This is a genomic window from Sorangium sp. So ce204 (assembly GCF_051526795.1).
In the GTDB taxonomy this organism is placed as follows: domain Bacteria; phylum Myxococcota_A; class Polyangia; order Polyangiales; family Polyangiaceae; genus Sorangium; species Sorangium cellulosum_B.
The window spans coordinates 12197699-12216124 of record NZ_CP150317.1 but is presented as its reverse complement, the minus strand read 5'-3'; the positions used below and the strand labels follow the sequence as shown (position 1 = coordinate 12216124).

Below are 18426 nucleotides of genomic sequence, written 5' to 3'. Positions count from 1 at the left end.
GGGCGGCCCTAGACCATCTCCGCCGGGTGGCGCTACGCTCGGTCCGATGGCCGCGCCGGTGAGTCTGACGCTGTTTGCGCATATCGCCGGGAGACCGGAGGATGAGCTCGACCTCGCCGAGGCGGCGCTCCTCATCGACGACGCCGCGTACCCGGGCCTCGACATCCCGCACTACCTCGGCGTGCTCGACCGGCTCGGCGGCGAGGCGCGGCGCGCGGTCGATCGCCCCCTGCGCGCCGCGGAGGCGACGCCGGGCAGCGGCCCCATCGAGCAGCTGCTCCGCTGGTTCTACGGCGACCTCGGGTTCCACGGCAACTCGGGGGACTACTACGACCCGAAGAACAGCTACCTGCACGAGGTCCTGGATCGCCGGACGGGCATCCCCATCACGCTGGCCGTCGTCCTCCTCGAGGTGTGCTGGCGCGCGGGCCTCGAGGCCCAGGGCGTCTCGTTCCCCGGCCATTTCCTCGTGAGGACGCCGGTCCGCGGCGGCGTGCTGCTCATCGACCCGTTCGAGGGCCGCCTGCTCGGCCGGGACGACCTGCGCGCGCTGCACACCCGCGCCACGGGCGCCACGCGCGATCCGGAGCCGCGGCTGCTCGTGCCCGCGCAGAAGCGGCAGATCCTGGTGCGCATGCTGAACAACCTGCGGTCGATCTACTCGAGCCGCTCGGACGCGTCGCGGCTGCGCAGCGTGCTCGAGCGGATGCAGGTGCTCGCGCCGACCGACGAGCTCCGGAAGGAGCTCGATCAGCTCGGCGGCGAGCGCCCCTGGCCGTCCGCGGGGCGCGAGGTGAACTGACGCGGCCCGATCGCCGCTCGCGCGTCGCCGGCAATCGGAACGTGGGCGGCGTCGGCTGGTGGATCGAGCCCGAGACGGAGATCCGTTTCCCCGGCGGCCGGCTCGCCGTGCCTGACCTGTGCGGCTTCCGGGTCGAGCGGGTCCCCGAGCTGCCGGACGAGAACCCGCTGGCGATCCTCCCCGACTGGTGCTGCGAGGTCCTGTCCCCGCGAACGGCGCGCGACGACGTGGCGGTGAAGCTGCCGCTCTACGCGCGCTCCGGCGTGGGCTGGAGCTGGATCGTGGACCCGATGCGCCGGCTGGTCGAGGTCTTCGAGACCGTCGGCGGGAGGCCGGCGCTCACGGCGACCGCGCAGGACGACGAGCGCGTCGTGCTACCGCCCTTCAACGGCGAGCTCGCCGTCGCCTCGTGGTGGCTCCCGGGTCCTGTCGAGGAGTAGCGCCCTCCCGTCAGCCTCGTCCCCCCACCCCCGGCAGCAGCACCACGAACCGCGCCCCGCCGTCCGCGCCTCGCTCGACCCCGATCGTCCCGCCGGCCGCCTCGACGAGCCCCCGGCACACGGCGAGCCCGAGCCCCGTCCCCTCGCCGACCTCCTTGGTCGTGATGAACGGCTCGAACAGCGTCTCGCGGACCGCCTCGGCGATGCCTGGCCCGTTGTCCTCGACCTCGATCCGCGCGCCCCCGCCCGCGCCCCGCGACGCGCGCACCGCCACGCGCCCCCCGACGCGCGGCACCGCGTCGGCCGCGTTCAGGAGCAGGTTCAGGAGCACCTGCACGAGCTGCCCGTGCGCGAGCGGCACGGCCGGCACGTCGGGCGCGACGTCCCGCTCGAGCGCGATCGCGCGGAACGCCTTCTGCGGCGTGACGAGCGAGACGACGTCGCCGATCGCCTCCGCGACCGACCCCGAGGGGAGGTGCCCTGCCTCTCCATCGCCGCCGGCCTCGGCCGCGCCCCGCGCCGCGGGCCGGGCGAAGTCGAGCAGGTCGCGCAGGATCTTGTGGATCCGCTCCGTCTCCCGCTTCATCCGCTCGACGAAGTCGCGCTCCTCGGCCGGCGTGAGGCCCCCGGCGAGCAGCAGATCCTGCAGGCCGAGGATCGCCGCGAGCGGGTTGCCGATCTCGTGCGCGAGCCCCGCCGCCAGGCGCCCCACGGACGCGAGCCGCTCCGAGCGGACCAGCCGCTCCTGCGCGCTCTTCAGGTCCGCCGCGTAGCGCTCGACCTCGGCGATCTTCGCCCGCAGCGACTCCTCGTCGGCGCGGAGGCGGCCCGTCATCAGCGCGAGGCTCGCGCCGAGCTCCGCGAGCTCCCGCGCGCCGGCCCGCGGCACGTCCAGGTCGCGCGCCCCGCCGGCCACGCGGCGCGCGGCCTCCGACACCGCGTCGATCGGCCGCACCACGAGGTGCGTCATGGAGATGTACGCGAACACGAGCAGCGCCAGCGCCACGATGCCCGTGTAGAGCGCCACGATCCGCACGAGCGGCGCGGCGGCCACCGTCGACGGGTCGGTCGGCACCAGCACGGCCACGGAGCCCGTCGACGCCGCGGGCGCCGGCTCGGCGAGAGACGCCGCCTCGCGCGCGGGCTCCGGGACGACCACGAGGAGCGCATCGCCGCGCGCCGTCCGCACCGTCTTCAGCACCTCCGTGCCGGCGTCCACCGACGCGGGCAGCGCCGCCACGACCTCCGGCTCCCCGGCGCGGCCCGAGAGCGCCCCGGCCGCGTCGTAGACGCCGATCGCCGACGCCCCGTCCGGGCCGAGCTGCGCCTCGAGCAGCAGCGAGAGCTCCGGGGCGGAGCGGGTCGTCCGCGCCGCGGCCACGTGCCCGGCGATGGCGCGGCCGATCGCGCGGGCGCTCGACGCGCGCGCGCCGCTCATCGTGGCCCGCGTGAGGCTCGCCACGGCGAAGAAGAGCGGCACGAACGCCAGGAGGAGCAGCGTGCCGAGCGCGAACAAGAGCTGAAGCCGGATCCCGAGCCGCACGGTGTGGTCTGCCCCTTGTCGTACCGTCCTCGCCCAGCTCGGCGCCCGCTCGTCCGTGGCAGCGCGCCGGGCTCGGAGGAACGACCTCTCTGATAGCGGCATGTGCGCCCATGGCAAAGCTCGCGAAGCGCGCAAAGCTCGCAAAGCGCGCAGAGCCCAACCGATGGCTGGGCCTTTCGCCCGCCGCGCCGGCCTGGTACCCGCCGCGCCGAGCTGGTACCCGCCGCGGGAGCCAGACGTGAACGACGCAAACGACGTGGACGACGCAAACGACGTGGACGACGTGGACGACGCAAGCGACGTGAACAGCGTGAACGACGCAAACGACGCAAACGACGCAAACGACGTGAAGCGCGCTGGGCTGGCTGCGGCGAGCGACGCCGATCACGACCTGCTCCGCCTCGAGATCGAGCTCCTCCGCCGCGGCGGCCGGGACGCCCTGGAGCTGCGCCGGGAGCTCGCGGCGTTCTTCTTCGTCGTCATCGCCCTCTTCGGCGTCGCGCAGCTCGTCCGGGATCTCATCCGCGCCGATCTGCCGCCGCTGCTCCAGATGGGCTATTCGTGGGGCCTCTTGCTGCTGCTCCTCGTGCCGATCGGGTGGTTCGTCCGGCGGCAGCCGCTGCCGCTCGCGCGGCTCGGCGTGACGCTCTCGGGCGCGCGGCATAGCCTCCGCGAAGCGCTCCTCATCGGCGCCGTGGCCTTCGCCGCGTGCCTCGCGCTCCGCGCGGGGCCGGCCCTGCGGGGCGAGCCGTGGCTCGACTGGGGCTCGGTCGCGGGGTATTCGCGCCTCGAGTTCGCGATCTTCCTCGCGAGTTATGGGCCGCACTGCCTGCTCCAGGAGTTCATCGCGCGCGGCGTGATCCAGACCTCGCTCGAGCGGCTCCTGCCCGACGCCGGGCGCCTCGCGCCCATCGTCGTCACCTCGGTGCTCTTCGGCGTGTTCCACCTGTATGTCTCGCTGGCCTTCGCGGTCATCACCTTCGCCGCGAGCGTCCTCTTCGGCCTCTTTTACGCGCGCCACCGCACCCTCGTCGGCGTCACCGCCGTCCACCTCACGGTCGGCCTCGCCAGCGTCGCCGCCGGCCTCAACTGACGCTCTCCGCGACAGGCAAACACGTGGGCAGGCTCCTCCCGGGTGTACGTCCCCGGTAGAGCCCTCCTCGCTGCGAGAAGCGGGGAGTGGCCTGGTGAGGCACCATGTGGTGACCACGCCGAGATCGGGCACACGACACGGCCTCGATGGCCTTGCGCTTGCTATATCGGCCCGCGCACGTGCTCGGCGTGCTCAGGGTCGCGGACCGGATCGGATCTCCCGTGCCGGCGTCGGCGCCCGCGCCCGAGCCGCAAGCGAGGCGAGTGTGAGGAGGTCTGCGGCTACAGGGGCTGCGCTGTGCGCGATCGCTGCCGTTCACCCCATGCCGGCCTGCACGCCCGGCGTCGAGCCGGACCACGCCGGCGTCGAGCCGGACAACGACCGCTGGTCCGCCGAGCCGGCGGCGTCGCCCCTGGGACGCGCGACGCAGCGGGCGAGCAGGTACGGGTGGAAGGCCGTTCGTATGAATGACTTCAGCCGCGACGAGATGGTGGATGTGCTCTGGGAGCATCCCGAGAAGAGCCTGGCGGCGATCTGGCTGATGGAGGGGACCCAGCTGATCGCGCCGGGGCCGGTGATCCCGGGGCCGATCGGCCAGGGCTGGGAGGCGGCCAACGCGGGTGACTTCAACTCCGACGGCATGGCGGATCTGCTCTGGCGCAACATCGACCAGAACCTGGTGGCCATATGGCTGATGGAAGGGAGCCAGCTGCTCTCGCCGGGGCCGATCCTCCCGGGGCCGATCGGCAAGGGCTGGAAGGTGGTCGGGGTGTCCGATCTGAACCGCGACGGCATGGGGGATGTGGTCTGGAACAACAAAGATCAGAACCTGTTGACGACATGGATGATGGATGGACCGCGGGTGCTCGCGCCGGGGCCGGTCATCCCGGGGCCGCTCGGCCAGGGCTGGGTGGCGCGCAGCGCGAGGGACTTCAACCGCGACGGCATGGCAGACGTGCTCTGGGAGAACACGGAGCAGAGCCTGATAGCCGTCTGGCTGATGGACGGCGTTCAGCTGCTCGCGCCGGGGCCGGTCATCCCCGGGCTCGGCCGCGGCTTTCACGTCGTCACCGCGCGGGACTACAACGCCGACGGCATGGCGGACGTGCTCTGGAACGACACGGAGCAGAACCTCATGGCCGTCTGGCTGATGGAGGGCAGCACGGTGGTGATCTCGGCAGGACCGGTGATCCCGGGGCCGCTCGGCCGCGGCTGGAAGGCATGCCCCGCCGCTGACAGCAATTTCGACGGCATGGCGGACGTGCTCTGGTACGCCACAGGAACGAACCAGGCGGCGGTCTGGTTGATGAACGGCACTCAGCTGCTCGCGCCAGGGCCGGTGTTTCTGGGGCCGTACGACGGCGGGTGACAGGGCGCCGTCCCACGTCCGCTGCGCTGCCTCCGCGTCGGTGGCGCCGGCGGGGCCGGCGTCGCGGACGACGCGGAGGCAGCGAGGAGACGGAGGAGCGCTGAACACAGCCGATGTTGTGCAACAACTTCGGGCACTTACGTCCGCGGCCGACCGTCCCCCTCGACGATCCCTCCGGAGCGCGCAGCAATGATGAATACAGCGTGGCTGTCCAGGAGGGCGCAGGGCGCGCAGGCGATTCTTGTCGCCTCGGCTCAGCGCCGTGATTTGTCATTGACAGCCGCGAATCGCTTTGCTCTTCCTTTTCATGCTGCCCTGCTGAACCGACCGGGACGTACATGACCGCCGCATGCTCCGCGACCGCCCTCTCGTACGAACCCATCCGCGTTTCGGGCCAGCGTGGCGTTCGTCGGGACGGAGGCGGCCTTGGCGCGCGGGATTGAGCTGGATCGTTCGCGCTATCCGCTGGTCGTGATGCGGGCCGGTGAGCACTACACCCAGGACGATTGGGACGTGCTGATGAGGGGCATGATCCAGCTCATCGTGTCGGGGCCGTTCGGCCTGATCAACGACACGCGCGGCAGCGGCATGCCGAACGCCGTGCAGCGGCGAGCCGTCGCGCAGATGTACGCCGACTACGAGCGACAGGCGCGCGCGCACCTGCTCGCGTCCGGCATCGTGGGCGACTCCAGCCTGGTGAACGGCATCCTGACCGCGCTCAACTGGTTGAGGCCGCCGCCGCATCCCGTCAGGGTCTTCTCGTCGATGACCGACGCGGAGCGCTGGGTGCTCCAGCATTTCAACGTCGAGCTCCGCCAGCAGGCCCTGGCGCCGAGCGTCGAGCACCGGGTCGGCTGACCCGCGCACGAGCGCACGCGAGTTGCCGGCGCGGTGCGAGCGTGGCGCCCTGGGCGGTGGCGATCGCCCGCAGCCTGCTCATCGAGCACCTGCGCTCCGCCCGGCGCGAGCGGCTCGGCGCGGCCGACACGCTGCACGGCGCCGGGCTCACGCGCGCTGCGGTCCCGCCCGACGAGGAGCTCGCCGCGCGCCGGATGGCGGACGAGCATCCGCCGCCACCTCGGCGAGGCGTGGGGGGTCGCGGGGTGAGCGAGGGGAGACGGGAGAACGATGAGGATCTAGCAGAGCGGGAGATCTGGCGACCGTTCGCGTGAACACGTCGCAACCATGGTAAGGTGCCAGTACCGTGCGCCCGACGTCCGAGCCCAGGCCCGCTCCCCGCGGAGAAGCACTGCCGACCAGAGGCCGCGCGCGCCGCTCGCCGAACGACAAGCTGCCCGAGCTGCTCCGGCCGTTCTTCTGGGAGTACGATTTCGACGAGCTGACGTGGCAAGCCGACCGCGCGATGATCATCGAACGGCTCCTCAGTCGCGGCTCCTGGTCGACGTGGCGGTGGCTCAGGGACGAGCTGGGAGACGGGTCGCTACGCGACTTTCTGACCCAAACCAGGGGGCGCGCGCTCGCTCCGCGTCAACTCCGGTTCTGGCAGCTCATCCTGGAGCTTCCGGAGAAGAGCGTTCGTTTGTGGATGGACGACAAGAAGAATTCCATTTGGTTTTCGAGGACCGGTCATGAAGCTACACCGAGGAATCCTCACCGCAGCACAACGGAAGGCCCTCGATCTGCTCGGTCCTCCGGCGACGTCTCGCGGCCTTTACCTCGGCGGCGGCACCGCCCTGGCGCTGCGCCTCGGCCATAGGTCTTCGATTGACTTCGACTGGTTCTCAGATGCGCAGCTCGGCGATCCGCTGTTGCTCGCGGAAAAATTGAGAATGTCTGGGGTACCGTTCGCGACGTCCATGATCGCCGAAGGGACGCTCTACGGAACCGTTGCAGGCGTGCAGACTAGCTTCCTCCAGTATCCGTACAAACGCCTCCGAGGTCTGGGAAAGGCCCGCGAGTTCAGCATCGCATCGCTCGACGATCTCGCCAGCATGAAGCTCAGCGCCATCGTCGATCGCGGTTCGAAGAAAGACTTCGTGGACATCTTCGCTCTGTGCACGAAGCACCGTCCGCTCCATGAGCTGATCGGACTCTATCAACAACGCTTCCAGACGGTCGATGTTGGCCATGTGCTCGTCGCTCTCAGCTACTTCGACGACGCCGAGCGGACACGGATGCCACGAATGAACTGGGATATCGACTGGAAGACGATCAGGCGAAGTGTCGAGGACTCGATCCGCGATGCTGCCAGAAGACTATGACGCCACCCCGCGCCCAGCATCGTCGACCCCGGCGAGAGCCGCAAGGGGCCGTGCCCATGGCGATGGCCGGGCGCTTACGCCGGTGCCGGGGGCGGCCCCGGCAATCAGCGCCACGAGTGCGATATCTTGAGCAGGAGCGCGTCCGAGGCCGCTCTCGGCGCGAGCAGCGGCAGGCGCAGCATAGCGGGCTCACCGGATGGCGGTGTTCTACCCCCGTTCTGGTCGTGCGTGTAAACGAGGAAGAACGTCGACCCCAGGCTGTATTCCCAGCGAAGCACCAGGTTGGCAATGAGCGTAGCGGACTCGTGATCCGGGTTCGCTTCGACCGACGCTGGAGCAGGGCCTAGATCGCGCAGGCGGATGCGGGGCGGCGGACCTGAGCGAACCGCGGGAAACGTGGTATAATTACTGTACGCCTCTGATACGATGAACGCTTGTGCATAGGCCTCGAAGCTTAGCCGCGGCGTGAGGGTGTAGGCTCCTCGCAGGGTGAGCCCCAGGCTCTGCGCCCGAAGTTCGCCGAACAGATGGGCGCCGCGCTCGGTCGCAAAGTAGCGCTGCTCCCCGGAGGTGTAGAACGCGGTAGGCGAGAACGAGAACTCGAGCTGCGGAAGAGGCAGGAATGTCACGGCCGCCTCTGCGTTCCAGCTCATGCCATCCTCGAGGACATCGACCCACGAGGACAGCTCGCCCCGAACGGGCTTCCGGGGGTCGGTCGAGACGGCCGCGGACACACTGCAGAAGCCGCCGCGCTGGAGGGCGGTCCCGTCACCGACCTCGCGGTCGTCGAACCGGGGCGCGCTGTATGTGACATTGAGGAAGAGCTCCCAAAAGTTCTTCAGCGTCCACGTTGACTCCACGAAAGCTCCCCGTTGGAGATTCAAGAAGTCGAGCGTCTCGTGATCGAAGAAGCTTACCTCCGTGTTCGTGTTCAGGGTCGTCCACCAAGGTGTCAGCGAGCGATATCGAAGCGTCGCGACGCCAATCTGATGGTTCTGGCGTTGCATGTAGCCGAGATCATTATAGTCGACCCTGCGGCCCCGGCTCTCGTACTTGACTTCCCAGAGCCAATTTCCCCCCTTTTTGGCGACAAGCACGCGACCCGCGGGAGAGACGTCTCCCGACGCAATGATCGTGCCGTCCGGCATGGTGCGCGGCGGGCCCTCGTGAATCACCGATGCACCGACCTGCCCGGATGCCACGTAGTCACCCGAGGGTGACCGCCAGGTCGCGTCGGCGCCGCCGACATACGCATCGTGGAAGCAGCGCTGTCCGGCCCGTACCTCCTCCCCGCCGGGGCAGCGCTGGAGCCCAGGCGAGCCCCCGTCTGAGGGCGCGCGCGGATAGCTGCCCGTCGACTCCGCCCGGTGGGTGGACATCGCGATCCCGCCGACCTGCCACCCAGCGCCAAGATCGCTCGCGAGCCGAAGCACCGTGAACCCGGTGAGCGGCTCCGCCACGCGGTGCGCGAGGCTGCCGTCAGCGCGTCGAACCGCGATTGTCTCCTGGTCCGTGATCGCGACGAGCTGTCCGAGCGAGAGGTGCCTGCCGATCTTGCCGACGAGCTTCGCAGCACCCAGGATGGTCGCGGGTGCCGGGGTCTGCGCGAGCTCTTCATGGTGGGGCGCCTCATCGATCAACGCTGGTTCGGCGGGAATGCCACCTATGCGCCGCGTATAAAACAGGTTGAGCGGTGTATTGAAGATATCGGCGCCCTCGACGAAGAAGAGGCGCTTCTCGGTGCGCAACGTCTCGAATGAGTCCAGGTTGAGCACGGCGGGGTCTGCCTCGATATGGCCGAAATCGGGATTCAGCGTAACATTCCACGTGAGCTGAGGGGTCACGCGCCACCGCAGGTCGAAGCCCGCGGAGACGTCCGGGACCACGCTGCCCGAGGTGGCATCCCGGCGCAGTCGCGCGATCGCGAACGGGAAGAAGTCGAGGCTTTCCCGATGATGCAACCTCGACATCCCCTCGAGCCGACCGTAATGCGATACCTCCCCGGCGCGGGTTGCCGGGGCAAATGCCCATTCGTCGAGCTCCCGGCGCGCCGACAGGTAGCGGCGGACCTGAAGACCCCAGCGCTGCACCCGGTCCGACTCGTACCGCAACGCCTGCAGCGGGATACGGAGCTCCGCCGACCACCCGCCAGGCGTGATTGCGGTGCGCGCGTCCCAGAGCCCATCCCAGTCTGATGAGAAATCAGTGTCGTTGGCGTACACTCCGTCCGAGAGGACACCCGCGGCGTTGACGGTGAACTCGAACGCAGTCTTGCCGTCCATCCGCGTATCGAGCCCGACCGTGACTGAATCGGACTCCACCTGCCGGTCACGCCGCGCGAGGCGCGCGACCACCGGCGCGCTCTCCTGCGCGCAGGCGATGCCGACGTACACCGCATCATCGTCGTACAGGACGCGCACCGTGGTGCGTTCGGTCGGTTTCTGGCCCTCGAAAGGGCGCTTCTGAGTGAAGCTATCGGTCGACGGCGCGTTCTGCCATTCGGTCTCAACGAGTCGACCATCGATGACCGGCGGAGTTGCGGCTCGCGCAGCGGTCAGGGTGGGTAGCCAGCCAGATTGGAGCGTAAGCAATGCGGGGAGCACAATCATGAGCGTTCACGCAGCAGTTAGGACGAGCGCCTGGATTGTGCTCGAGGATTCGTCCGGGCGTTCTGGATAGAGGAGCATCGGGCCCTTCGCGTTCTCGGGCAGCGGACCGGCCGCGAATGCGGACCGGCGGGCGAGCGTCGAAGCGCGAAGATACAGAGATACCCACTGCCCTCAGGCTCTCCCCCCGTGTCGGACCTCCACGACGAGCTTTGTCTTGGCGATGTGATCGACGAGATCGGACACGCGAGCGCGGTTGTCATCGTCCAGGTTCGCGTCCCATTCGTCCAGGAGCAGCATGCTCACGTCGGTTTCGGCAGCTTCCTCCACCTCCGCGAGCGTCTTCTGACCGGTGGAGAGGCCGCCCGACGCCGTCTGGTGGAACACCAGGGAATGACTCGCCGGAATCAAGAGACTCGACCGCGTCCCGCGCAGAAGGTAGAGAATCGAAGATTTCCCCGCACCGTTCTGGCCGCGTAGCGTCACCCGTGCGGCTGGGAGCTCGGCCACGTAAGACACCAGGCTGTCGGCGCTCGAGAAGCGCCTGACCGTCCCCTCATGATGAACGTCGATGGCTTCGGCCCGGACTCGCTTGGCGAAATCCTGTGCGGGCACCTCGAGTGACGCGAACAGCGTGAGAAGACGCTGCGTGACGTCCTGGTAGGCGGCAGCATGGGATACGATGACATGAAGATGTTGAATCGTCTGTACCTGGCGTGGCAGCGTCGCGACCAGGACGGCCATCGCGCCGACGTCGGAGCTGAGCCGCCAGGCATCGAACGCCAGGAATCCGAGGATCGGGGCCAGGCCGGCCACCATCGCCCCAGACGACACCGTCTGCTGGACCAGCGAGGCTTTTTCCGCTGCGCGCCGCGCGCCTCGGACGCGCTCGTGGTAGCGCCGCTCCCACAAAGACAAGTTATAAGCGTTGCCGATGATGATACTGTCCCAGCCGGCGAAGAGCTCTGACTGCAGCGCCATGCTCTGCTGTTGCGAGGCCTCTGACGACCGGAGGATGGCGCCGGACCGGAGCCGGACAACGAGGAGCACGAAAAGCGCGCTCACGACATAGGCGAACAAGAGATCCGTCGACGTCACGAGCGCAAGCGCTATCACGGAGAGGAATGTATTCAGCAGAACCGCGACAAGATCATACCCATAGTCGAGGGTGAGTCGGAGCACCGTAGAGCTCTCAGCCGCGAACACCTGTATTTGCGCATGCTCCTCGCCTGGCGCCCCGCGGCCTCTGGCGAAATGGGACTGGCGGAACCTCGTCGTGAAGCTGTCGAGCGCGTCGATCTTGGCGCCCTCGAGGAGCACCTGGCTGGCGGAGGCAGGGATGTAGACGAGGACGAGCGCCATCACGAACGCGAGAGCCGCAGCAACATCAATCCGTCCGTTCGCCACCGTCGCCGCGAGGTGCGCGATGAAGAACGTTGATGACGCGACAATGAGCTGCTGCACCACGAGCAACAGCAGCGAGAGCCGAAACCGCCCGCCGGAAAGAGCCTGCATGAATCTACGGAAGGGCCGCATCACTGCCACCTGTAGGTGTGAGCGCCGATGCCGATGCCTGCTTGGACACAGCGGGCCGGACACTGGCTGGGGCAGGGTAGCATACCAGCCCGCCGAAGGGAACCTTCGTGCCAGCCAGAGCCTGAGCTCGCGTCCACGACGGCTCGCCGCTAGGCTGCCGCCATGGGCTGCGGCGAGGTTTGCGGCGCAAGCACCTGGGTGGCCGCACCTCGATCGCGCGCGAGCTGAGCGAGGTTGTCGCGGCAGGCCTCCATGAGATAATGACCTCGCTTGGTCAGCAGTGCGGTCACGTTTGGCGAGGCGTAGATGGAGTCGAGAGCGGCCAGCGTACATTCCACCATCCTCTCCGTGGGAGGATGGACCTTTGGAGAGGACGGCTCTCCCAGGAAGTTGCGGCGCGCGTGGATCAGCTCGACTGCAACGATGATACTGTGAAAGACCTTGTCGAGTGGGCGCTGAGTCGCGAGGATGGCCGAGCGCGCGTAGTTCTGCGGTTGAGCGATGAGCTTGTAGTCTGCGAAGTGAAGATGGCGGAGCTCGTCGAGGAAGACGAGATTATGCGTCAGCTCGTGGATCAAGAGCTCTTCAAAGTCCTGACGCGACCAGTCGTCGCGGCAATTGACCCAGATGACACCGACAGCATTCGACGTCGATCCCCCGCCGGCGCCGGAGGATTTTCTGAGAAAGATGCTGTGAATCACAAGCTCGAAGAGCGCGGAGAGCTCCGGGTGATGACTCTTCATGGCGCCGATGGCGGCCTCGAGCGCGGTCTCGGCTCGCTGCCGTTCCTTTACCGAGTAGGGGCTCCCGAGCATGGAAGACTGATCCCGATCATCAAGGATCGCAGTCGTCTGGTAGCTCTTGACCAGCGCTTCCTCACGCGAGTTTTCGGACACGAGGATCTTGCTGAACGGGATGTGCGGGACGTCTGGCTGACAGTTGTCCAGGAAGCGGCCCAAGGCGACCTTCAGCTGCCACAGGTCCTTGAGATCGCCGCCGTGGTACGGGCGGGCAAGCGTCGCGATGGTCTTGATGATGTCGCGGAATCCGACAAGGTGAAGCATGTGTGGTACCTTTTGTGTTGTATTAATGGGCGGAAACAGCCCTCCGGAGAGGGCTGTTTCCGCCACGAGATCAGATGTCGTCAGACGAGGCCAGGTCGTCGTACGCGATCATGCGGAGCCTCGCGCTCCCGATCTCGTTGGCCATGGCGGAGACGCTGGCGCGCGCATCCTGGACGTCCTCGTCGGAAACCGCTGCGATGATCTCTTCGATGTTCGGCATGACATTCACCCTTCGTAATTGCTTCCGTAATTGGAAGGTGTTGTTACCATGTGCAGTATCGATCGTGTTGTCAACCGCATATTGTGCCGGAATCTCGCTGATTGATTCGGTCGAAGTCGTCGTAGATCTGCGCTCTGAGAGCAGGATTTGAGCTCGATTTGATTGCTGTTGGTGTCAAGGGCGCCGCAGGCTGTGGAGTGAAGGTGGCCCCTTCGATGCATGGATGAATTGCTGCACTAGCGTCGCTTTTTCCGGGAGCGGCAGGTGGCATAGAAGTATGTTCTCTCGTAACCGTTCACGGGTCGGATCGATAATCGCAACAATTTCGCGCACTTGCAAGACCGAGCGGGCTTATGAGAACAACGCTTGACGTGCTCGCAAGTGTCCGAGATTGCTCAGGAATGCGATCCGACCCGTAATCGGTTACCTGTCATCATTCATCACAAGAATTCTCCTCATCCAGGCTGATGCGCAGGAACATCATCGACGTGCCGCGGACCGCCGCTCTCGCTCGAGGCGGAGCTCGCGGCAGTGGCTCGCGCACACCGTACACGAGGGCCAGCGGACGCGAGCGTGCCCCACGCTCATCTCAAAGCAGCCGACGTGCCATGTCGATGTGGCCCGGGATTCCAGCGATCCAGCGCGGCTGAGCGCCGCCCGTGCTTCGCCTTCGGTGGCTCCAGACAGTCCGCGAACCGTCCGCGAACCGTCCGGCCCCGCGCTCAGGCTGGCGGAGTCACCTCTCGCGCCGCTGTCGTGTGACGACGAATTCCCGCAGGCGCAGCGTCAGCCCCCGCTTCGACACCTCGAGACGCGCCGACATGGCGTCGAGATCTCCGCCGCACGCGTCGTGGCAGCGCATCAGCTCGTCCTCCGGGATGTCCGCCGCCTTGCGGACGTGAGGGCTTCGCTCGATGAGACGGTAGAGGGCGGTGCGGGAGACGCCGAGCATCGCCGCCGCGGGTCCGATCGACCAGTGGGTCTGCCGAAGCGCCCTGAGCAAGGCGTCCTCGCCGACCTCCCGGTCCACGGGGTGGTCCGCTGGATTGGCCGTGGAGGCGTCCGCATCTCGCCTCTCGGCAAGGCGCGGTGCATCCGACGGGGGCCGCGGTGTCTGACGCGCCTGCTCCAGCATCCGCTCCAGGCTCTCATCGATGACGATGGCGTCGGCGCCGCGGCTGGAGATCACCAGCTGCCGCGCGACGTTCCGGAGCTGGCGCACATTGCCGGGCCAGCTGTGCTGGAGCAGCCGCACCATCAGGGATCGAGGAAACCACGGCAGTGCGGCGTCCGCGGTCGACTCCAGCCGGCCCAGATCTCCGACGCGCGCGAGCTCCTCGCGCAGAGAATGGAGCAGCAGGCGGGGAATGTCCTCGCGGCTGTGGCGGAGCGGAGGAATGGTGATGGTATAGCCCTGTAGCCGATGGAGCAGCGGCGCGCGAAACCTGCCTTGCGCGACGGCTTGCTCCAGGTCGACGTCGGTCGCCGCGATGACCCTGACATCCGCCGCGCGCTGCTCGGTGTCGCCGAGCGGCAGGATCGTGCCGGTCTCGAGCGCCCGGAGCAGCATCGCCTGGACATCCATCGACATGTCGCCGATCTCATCGAGGAAGAGCGTCCCGCCGTGCGCACGCTCGAACAGGCCGACGTGGCGCTGGTGAGCGCCCGTGAAGGCCCCTTTCGCGTAGCCGAACAGCTCCGCGGCCGCGGTGGTCGGGGCAAGCACGGCCATGTTCACCGCGAGCCAGGGGCGACCTGCTCGCGGGCTCGCCTGGTGGACGGCCTGCGCGACGCGCTCCTTGCCAGCGCCGGTCTCCCCCCGAAGAAGGACGGGGACTTGCAGATCGGCCACGCGCGCGATCGATCGGAGGACCACCTCGAGGGCGTCGCTCTCGCCGACGAGCCCGTATCTCGGCGCTGGGGGCGCGGCGGTCACCGTATGGACGAGAATCACGATCCTCCTGGCGAGCTGCAACAGCAGCCCCGCGCGCAGGGCCTCAGGAGAAAACCGGTGGGTCTCGTCGATGGGCTGCCCATCGACAGACAGCTGTCCCCGCCCCGCGGGCGTGATGGTCAGCGACTCGTCCGCGCCCCACGTCACAAGGTGAGGTTTCCGGCTCACATGAGGGTCGCAGAGCGGCGCGCACTCCTGGCTGCGCGGCTGCGCGAACTCGGGCTCGAGGCGGGAAAGGGGCACCGCGTACCCAGGGACAGCCACCGTGGTTGCCCGCGCGCCGATCCGGCGCAGGTCCGGGTGGTAGAGCAACGTGAAGCGCAGGCCATGGGCCACCCCGGAGCCACGGCGCGCCTTCGCCGTGTCGACGCCATTCAGCGTCTCCATCTGGTGCCATGAGTCTCGCAAGGAGCATTCGGCCGAGCTCGGCTGCTCGCCTCGTGCTCCCTCGGTCGTCCCTGTCGTATGAGCGGACGCCTGAGCGACAGCCCCGAACCTGTCACCGCCCCTGATCTCGGTGCTGAACTGACGCTGAGACACGATCCGTTACTCTATCGCTGACCTCCCGGTGTCCGTCCAGAAATCAGTTGGCCGCCACACAATTGTCACGCTCCTGCGCCGTGCCTCGCAAAGGCCGACCAACCCCGGTCGATCTCGCGCTCCGCTCGTATCAACCGTCCACGGTCCGTGGGGTAGCTCAGCTGCGCCCTCAAGGTCGTTCACGGTGCCCGCTGCCGCTCGTCGAGCCGCACACGTGGCGACAAGGATCATTGCCCCGCCTCCGCGCATCCGGGCCAGGCCCCTCAACTCTCCTCCCTCCATGATTCCAGGTCACACCCTCGCCCCCGCTCTCCCCCCTTTCCCCCCACTGTTCGGCCTCCTCTCTGCGCCGGCAGAGAACTGGGCCCGGGGGATCGACCTCTGGTACCGGCATCCGAGCCGATGGCCAACCTCGTGCTCGCCGTGCTCACCGCCCGCCGTATCGCGCGCAACGCGGCGCCGCTCGCCTGCGCGCTGGCCCTCGGGGCGCTCGTTGTCCTCGACGCGGCCGCGCCGCTCCCGCCGCTCGCGGCCGCGACCGCGCTGCTCGTGCTGCTCGTGGCGCTCGTCCAGCGGGCGCGGCGGCGCGCCGCCGCCATCGAGGCGAGCGCCCTGCTCGACCTCGAGGTCGGCGCCCTGCTCCTCGTCGCCACGTTCGCCGCCGTCCTCCGCCTCGACGGCTCGCTCGACGGCGACGCCCACGCCGCCCTCTACGTCGTCATCGCCCTCGTGAGCGCGTTCGCCCGCCCAGGGGCGTCGCTCCTCGTCGCGATCGCCGCCGCCGCCCTCGAGATCGCCGTCCGCTCGGCCGCGGCTCGGCGCGGCGCGCTGCCCTTGCTCGACGCCGCGCGCGCGGCCGCGCCGCACATCGGCTTCATGGCCGTCTTCTCGCTGCTGAACGCCACCATCCTCCGCGCGGAGCTCGGCCGCGTCAGGAAGGCCTCCCACACCCGCCTCCAGGCCGAGATCGAGCGGCTCCGCGACGACGCGCGCAGCTACCGCCTGCTCTCGGCCCCGGCCCAGGCGCGCGGCGCGGGCGCGCCCCAGAAGGGCGACGACGAGCGGCTCGCCCGCTCCGGCGTCGAGGAGATCCACCAGTCGGTGCTCTTCGCCCTGCGCCTCCTGCGCGAGTCGCTCGACCTCTACACCGCCGTGCTCCTCTGGCAGAACGACGCCGGCACGCACCTGCGCATCAGCGAGCTCGCGAGCGACGCCCCGAACCTCTCCGAGGGCCCGTTCCTCTCCGGCGACGGCGTCTTCGGCGCGGCGATCACCCAGCGCGCGCCGGTCGTCCTCGGGGGCCTCAAGCCCGGCTACAAGCTCCCCTACTACGTCGGCCCCTCCCCGGTGCGCGCCGTGTGCGCGCTGCCGGTGTTCGAGCACGGCCAGCTCCGCGGCGTGCTCGTCGTCGACCGCGTCGAGGACCGGCCGTTCTCGCCGCGCGAGCTCGAGCTCATCGACGAGGCGTGCCGCTACGCCGTGCGGGCCATCCAGAACGAGCGCGTCTTCGTCCAGCTCGAGCGCGCGAAGATCGAGCAGGGCAAGCTCTACCGCGCCGCCGAGGGGCTCGGCGCCGCCACGACCGAGGCCGGCGTCATCGAGGCCGGCGTCACGAGCGCCCGCGAGATCACGTCCGTCGATTTCGCGGCCGTCACGCTGTACGACGAGGCGCAGAAGGTCCACGAGATCCGCGCCGTCAGCGGCGACGGCGTCGCCGAGCTCACCGGGCAGCGCTTCCGCCACAACGCGGGGCTCGTCTCGATGGTGCTGCAGAACCGGCACCCGCTGCCGTACCGCGGCGAGTACGACGAGAAGCGGCAGGTCGTCTTCACCCGCCGCGTCACGCCGCCGTCGATGCCGTCGATCATCGTGCTCCCGCTCGTCGTGCACGACCGGCCGCTCGGCACGCTGGTGCTCGGCTCGCGGCGGCGCGCGGCCTTCACCGACTCGGTGCGCAGCACGCTCGAGGTGCTCGCCAGCCACATGGCCGTGTCGCTCTCGAACGCGCGCATGGTGCGGCGCCTCGAGGAGCTCGCGACGATGGACGGGCTCACCGGGCTGCTCAACAAGCGCGCGATGCTCGAGGTGGCGGACCAGAAGATCACCGCGGCGCGGCGGTTCTCGCGGCGGCTCTCGGTGCTCGTCACGGACATCGACCACTTCAAGAAGGTGAACGACACGTACGGCCACGACGTGGGCGACGTGATCATCAAGGGGCTCGGCGACGTCCTCCGGCGCGCGAAGCGGACGACCGACGCGGTCGCGCGCTTCGGCGGCGAGGAGTTCGTCGTGATCTGCGAGGAGACGGACGCGCGCGGCGCGATGCTGCTCGCGGAGCGCGTGCGCGAGGAGCTCGGCCGGACGACGTTCCACGCGGCCGGGAGCAGCGGGCCGGTGCAGTGCCAGGTGACCTGCTCGATCGGGATCGCCACCTACCCCGAGGCGGGCAGCACGTGGGAGGAGCTCTTCAAGGCCGCGGACGAGTCGCTCTACGTGTCGAAGCGGTCGGGCCGGAACCGCTCCACGGCGTGGTCGCCGGCGGTGCGCTCGAACAGCGCGCATCCGCCCGCGGCGGAGGCGGGCGCTCCGGCGAAGCAGGCGGCGGAGGTGGCCGCCACGGCGAAGCAGACGGCGGAGGCGGCGGCCACCGCGAGGCACGCGGCAGAGGCGCCCGCCGCGGCGAGGCACGCGGCGCCCGCGACGGCGCGGTCCGCGGCGCCCGCGACGGCGCGGCCCGCGGCGACGGCCGCGGCGGCCAGGGCTGCGGCGGCGAGGCCCGCGGCAGGGGCGCCCGCGCCGCAGCGCAGGCCGGCCGTGACGGGCGGCGCAGGCGGCGCGCCGGCGGCCCCGGGGCAGGACGGCGCGCCGTCCGCCGGGAAGCGCGCCGCGGCCGCCGCGCAGGCGCCGGGGAAGGCGCCCGGCGAGGCGGAGCCTCGGAGCAAGCCGAGGCGCCCGCCGGACGTCGATCCCACGAGCAAGCCGAAGACGGCCGCCTGAGGTCTGCGCGCCGCTTGCGGCGCAGGCGCGGCGGGAACAT

14 protein-coding genes and 1 pseudogene are annotated in these 18426 nt (G+C 69.1%); 9 read left to right on the top strand and 6 right to left on the bottom strand.

The window, feature by feature from the left end; genetic code table 11:
* Positions 1-46 precede the first annotated feature (46 nt).
* Together WMF22_RS46245 and WMF22_RS46240 are read left to right on the top strand one after the other, a co-directional pair.
* Positions 47-802, top strand: coding sequence for a SirB1 family protein (locus tag WMF22_RS46245; protein WP_437296207.1), 756 nt, complete (start codon positions 47-49; stop codon positions 800-802).
* A gap of 41 nt (positions 803-843) precedes the next feature.
* Positions 844-1242, top strand: a complete 399-nt coding sequence (locus tag WMF22_RS46240) for a Uma2 family endonuclease (RefSeq protein ID WP_437296206.1) — start codon at positions 844-846, stop codon at positions 1240-1242.
* Between the two features lie 10 nt (positions 1243-1252).
* On the opposite strand, the gene WMF22_RS46235 is transcribed toward WMF22_RS46240, so the two are convergent.
* Positions 1253-2785 carry an ATP-binding protein gene (locus tag WMF22_RS46235; RefSeq protein WP_438033890.1) on the bottom strand — a complete coding sequence of 511 codons (1533 nt, stop codon included), beginning with the start codon at positions 2783-2785 and terminating at the stop codon, positions 1253-1255.
* Between the two features lie 238 nt (positions 2786-3023).
* Here WMF22_RS46235 and WMF22_RS46230 point away from each other — a divergent pair, with 238 nt between their 5' ends.
* The 6 genes and pseudogenes from WMF22_RS46230 to WMF22_RS46205 all read left to right on the top strand — a co-directional run bounded on the left by WMF22_RS46230 (position 3024) and on the right by WMF22_RS46205 (position 7469).
* Positions 3024-3878, top strand: a complete 855-nt coding sequence (locus tag WMF22_RS46230) for a CPBP family intramembrane glutamic endopeptidase (RefSeq protein WP_438033889.1) — start codon at positions 3024-3026, stop codon at positions 3876-3878.
* 322 nt (positions 3879-4200) lie between these two features.
* Positions 4201-5247, top strand: coding sequence for an FG-GAP repeat domain-containing protein (locus tag WMF22_RS46225; protein ID WP_437296203.1), 1047 nt, complete (start codon positions 4201-4203; stop codon positions 5245-5247).
* Between the two features lie 399 nt (positions 5248-5646).
* On the top strand, positions 5647-6105 hold the full coding sequence (locus WMF22_RS46220) for a hypothetical protein (RefSeq protein WP_438033888.1): 459 nt from the start codon (positions 5647-5649) through the stop codon (positions 6103-6105).
* Positions 6106-6146: 41 nt separating this feature from the next.
* Positions 6147-6419, top strand: a complete 273-nt coding sequence (locus WMF22_RS46215) for a hypothetical protein (RefSeq protein ID WP_438033887.1) — start codon at positions 6147-6149, stop codon at positions 6417-6419.
* 32 nt (positions 6420-6451) lie between these two features.
* A pseudogene (locus WMF22_RS46210) lies at positions 6452-6658 on the top strand (DUF6922 domain-containing protein); the annotation flags it as partial.
* Between the two features lie 178 nt (positions 6659-6836).
* Complete coding sequence (locus WMF22_RS46205) at positions 6837-7469, top strand: nucleotidyl transferase AbiEii/AbiGii toxin family protein (RefSeq protein WP_437296200.1); 633 nt, start codon at positions 6837-6839, stop codon at positions 7467-7469.
* Between the two features lie 104 nt (positions 7470-7573).
* Here the strand turns inward: WMF22_RS46205 and WMF22_RS46200 are convergent, their stop codons facing one another.
* From WMF22_RS46200 to WMF22_RS46180, 5 genes are all read right to left on the bottom strand, one after another.
* Complete coding sequence (locus WMF22_RS46200) at positions 7574-10078, bottom strand: DUF5916 domain-containing protein (protein ID WP_437296199.1); 2505 nt, start codon at positions 10076-10078, stop codon at positions 7574-7576.
* Between the two features lie 171 nt (positions 10079-10249).
* A complete protein-coding gene (locus tag WMF22_RS46195; protein WP_438033886.1) occupies positions 10250-11590 on the bottom strand; it encodes a hypothetical protein in 1341 nt (446 codons plus the stop codon).
* 170 nt (positions 11591-11760) lie between these two features.
* Complete coding sequence (locus WMF22_RS46190) at positions 11761-12675, bottom strand: aKG-HExxH-type peptide beta-hydroxylase (RefSeq protein ID WP_437296197.1); 915 nt, start codon at positions 12673-12675, stop codon at positions 11761-11763.
* 70 nt (positions 12676-12745) lie between these two features.
* Positions 12746-12895, bottom strand: coding sequence for a hypothetical protein (locus tag WMF22_RS46185; protein ID WP_437296196.1), 150 nt, complete (start codon positions 12893-12895; stop codon positions 12746-12748).
* A 736-nt stretch (positions 12896-13631) separates the two neighbouring features.
* Complete coding sequence (locus WMF22_RS46180) at positions 13632-15236, bottom strand: sigma 54-interacting transcriptional regulator (protein WP_437296195.1); 1605 nt, start codon at positions 15234-15236, stop codon at positions 13632-13634.
* A gap of 555 nt (positions 15237-15791) precedes the next feature.
* On the opposite strand from WMF22_RS46180, the gene WMF22_RS46175 reads away from it, so the two are divergent.
* Positions 15792-18386, top strand: a complete 2595-nt coding sequence (locus WMF22_RS46175) for a diguanylate cyclase (protein WP_438033885.1) — start codon at positions 15792-15794, stop codon at positions 18384-18386.
* Positions 18387-18426: the final 40 nt, after the last annotated feature.

Bases quoted from the DNA above. Each gene is read 5' to 3' on its own strand.
- WMF22_RS46245 (WP_437296207.1), top strand. From the start codon at position 47: ATGGCCGCGCCGGTGAGTCTGACGCTGTTTGCGCATATCGCCGGGAGA.
- WMF22_RS46225 (WP_437296203.1), top strand. From the start codon at position 4,201: ATGCCGGCCTGCACGCCCGGCGTCGAGCCGGACCACGCCGGCGTCGAG.
- WMF22_RS46205 (WP_437296200.1), top strand. From the start codon at position 6,837: ATGAAGCTACACCGAGGAATCCTCACCGCAGCACAACGGAAGGCCCTC.
- WMF22_RS46200 (WP_437296199.1), bottom strand. From the start codon at position 10,078: ATGATTGTGCTCCCCGCATTGCTTACGCTCCAATCTGGCTGGCTACCC.
- WMF22_RS46195 (WP_438033886.1), bottom strand. From the start codon at position 11,590: ATGCAGGCTCTTTCCGGCGGGCGGTTTCGGCTCTCGCTGCTGTTGCTC.
- WMF22_RS46190 (WP_437296197.1), bottom strand. From the start codon at position 12,675: ATGCTTCACCTTGTCGGATTCCGCGACATCATCAAGACCATCGCGACG.
- WMF22_RS46185 (WP_437296196.1), bottom strand. From the start codon at position 12,895: ATGCCGAACATCGAAGAGATCATCGCAGCGGTTTCCGACGAGGACGTC.
- WMF22_RS46180 (WP_437296195.1), bottom strand. From the start codon at position 15,236: ATGGAGACGCTGAATGGCGTCGACACGGCGAAGGCGCGCCGTGGCTCC.
- WMF22_RS46175 (WP_438033885.1), top strand. From the start codon at position 15,792: ATGGCCAACCTCGTGCTCGCCGTGCTCACCGCCCGCCGTATCGCGCGC.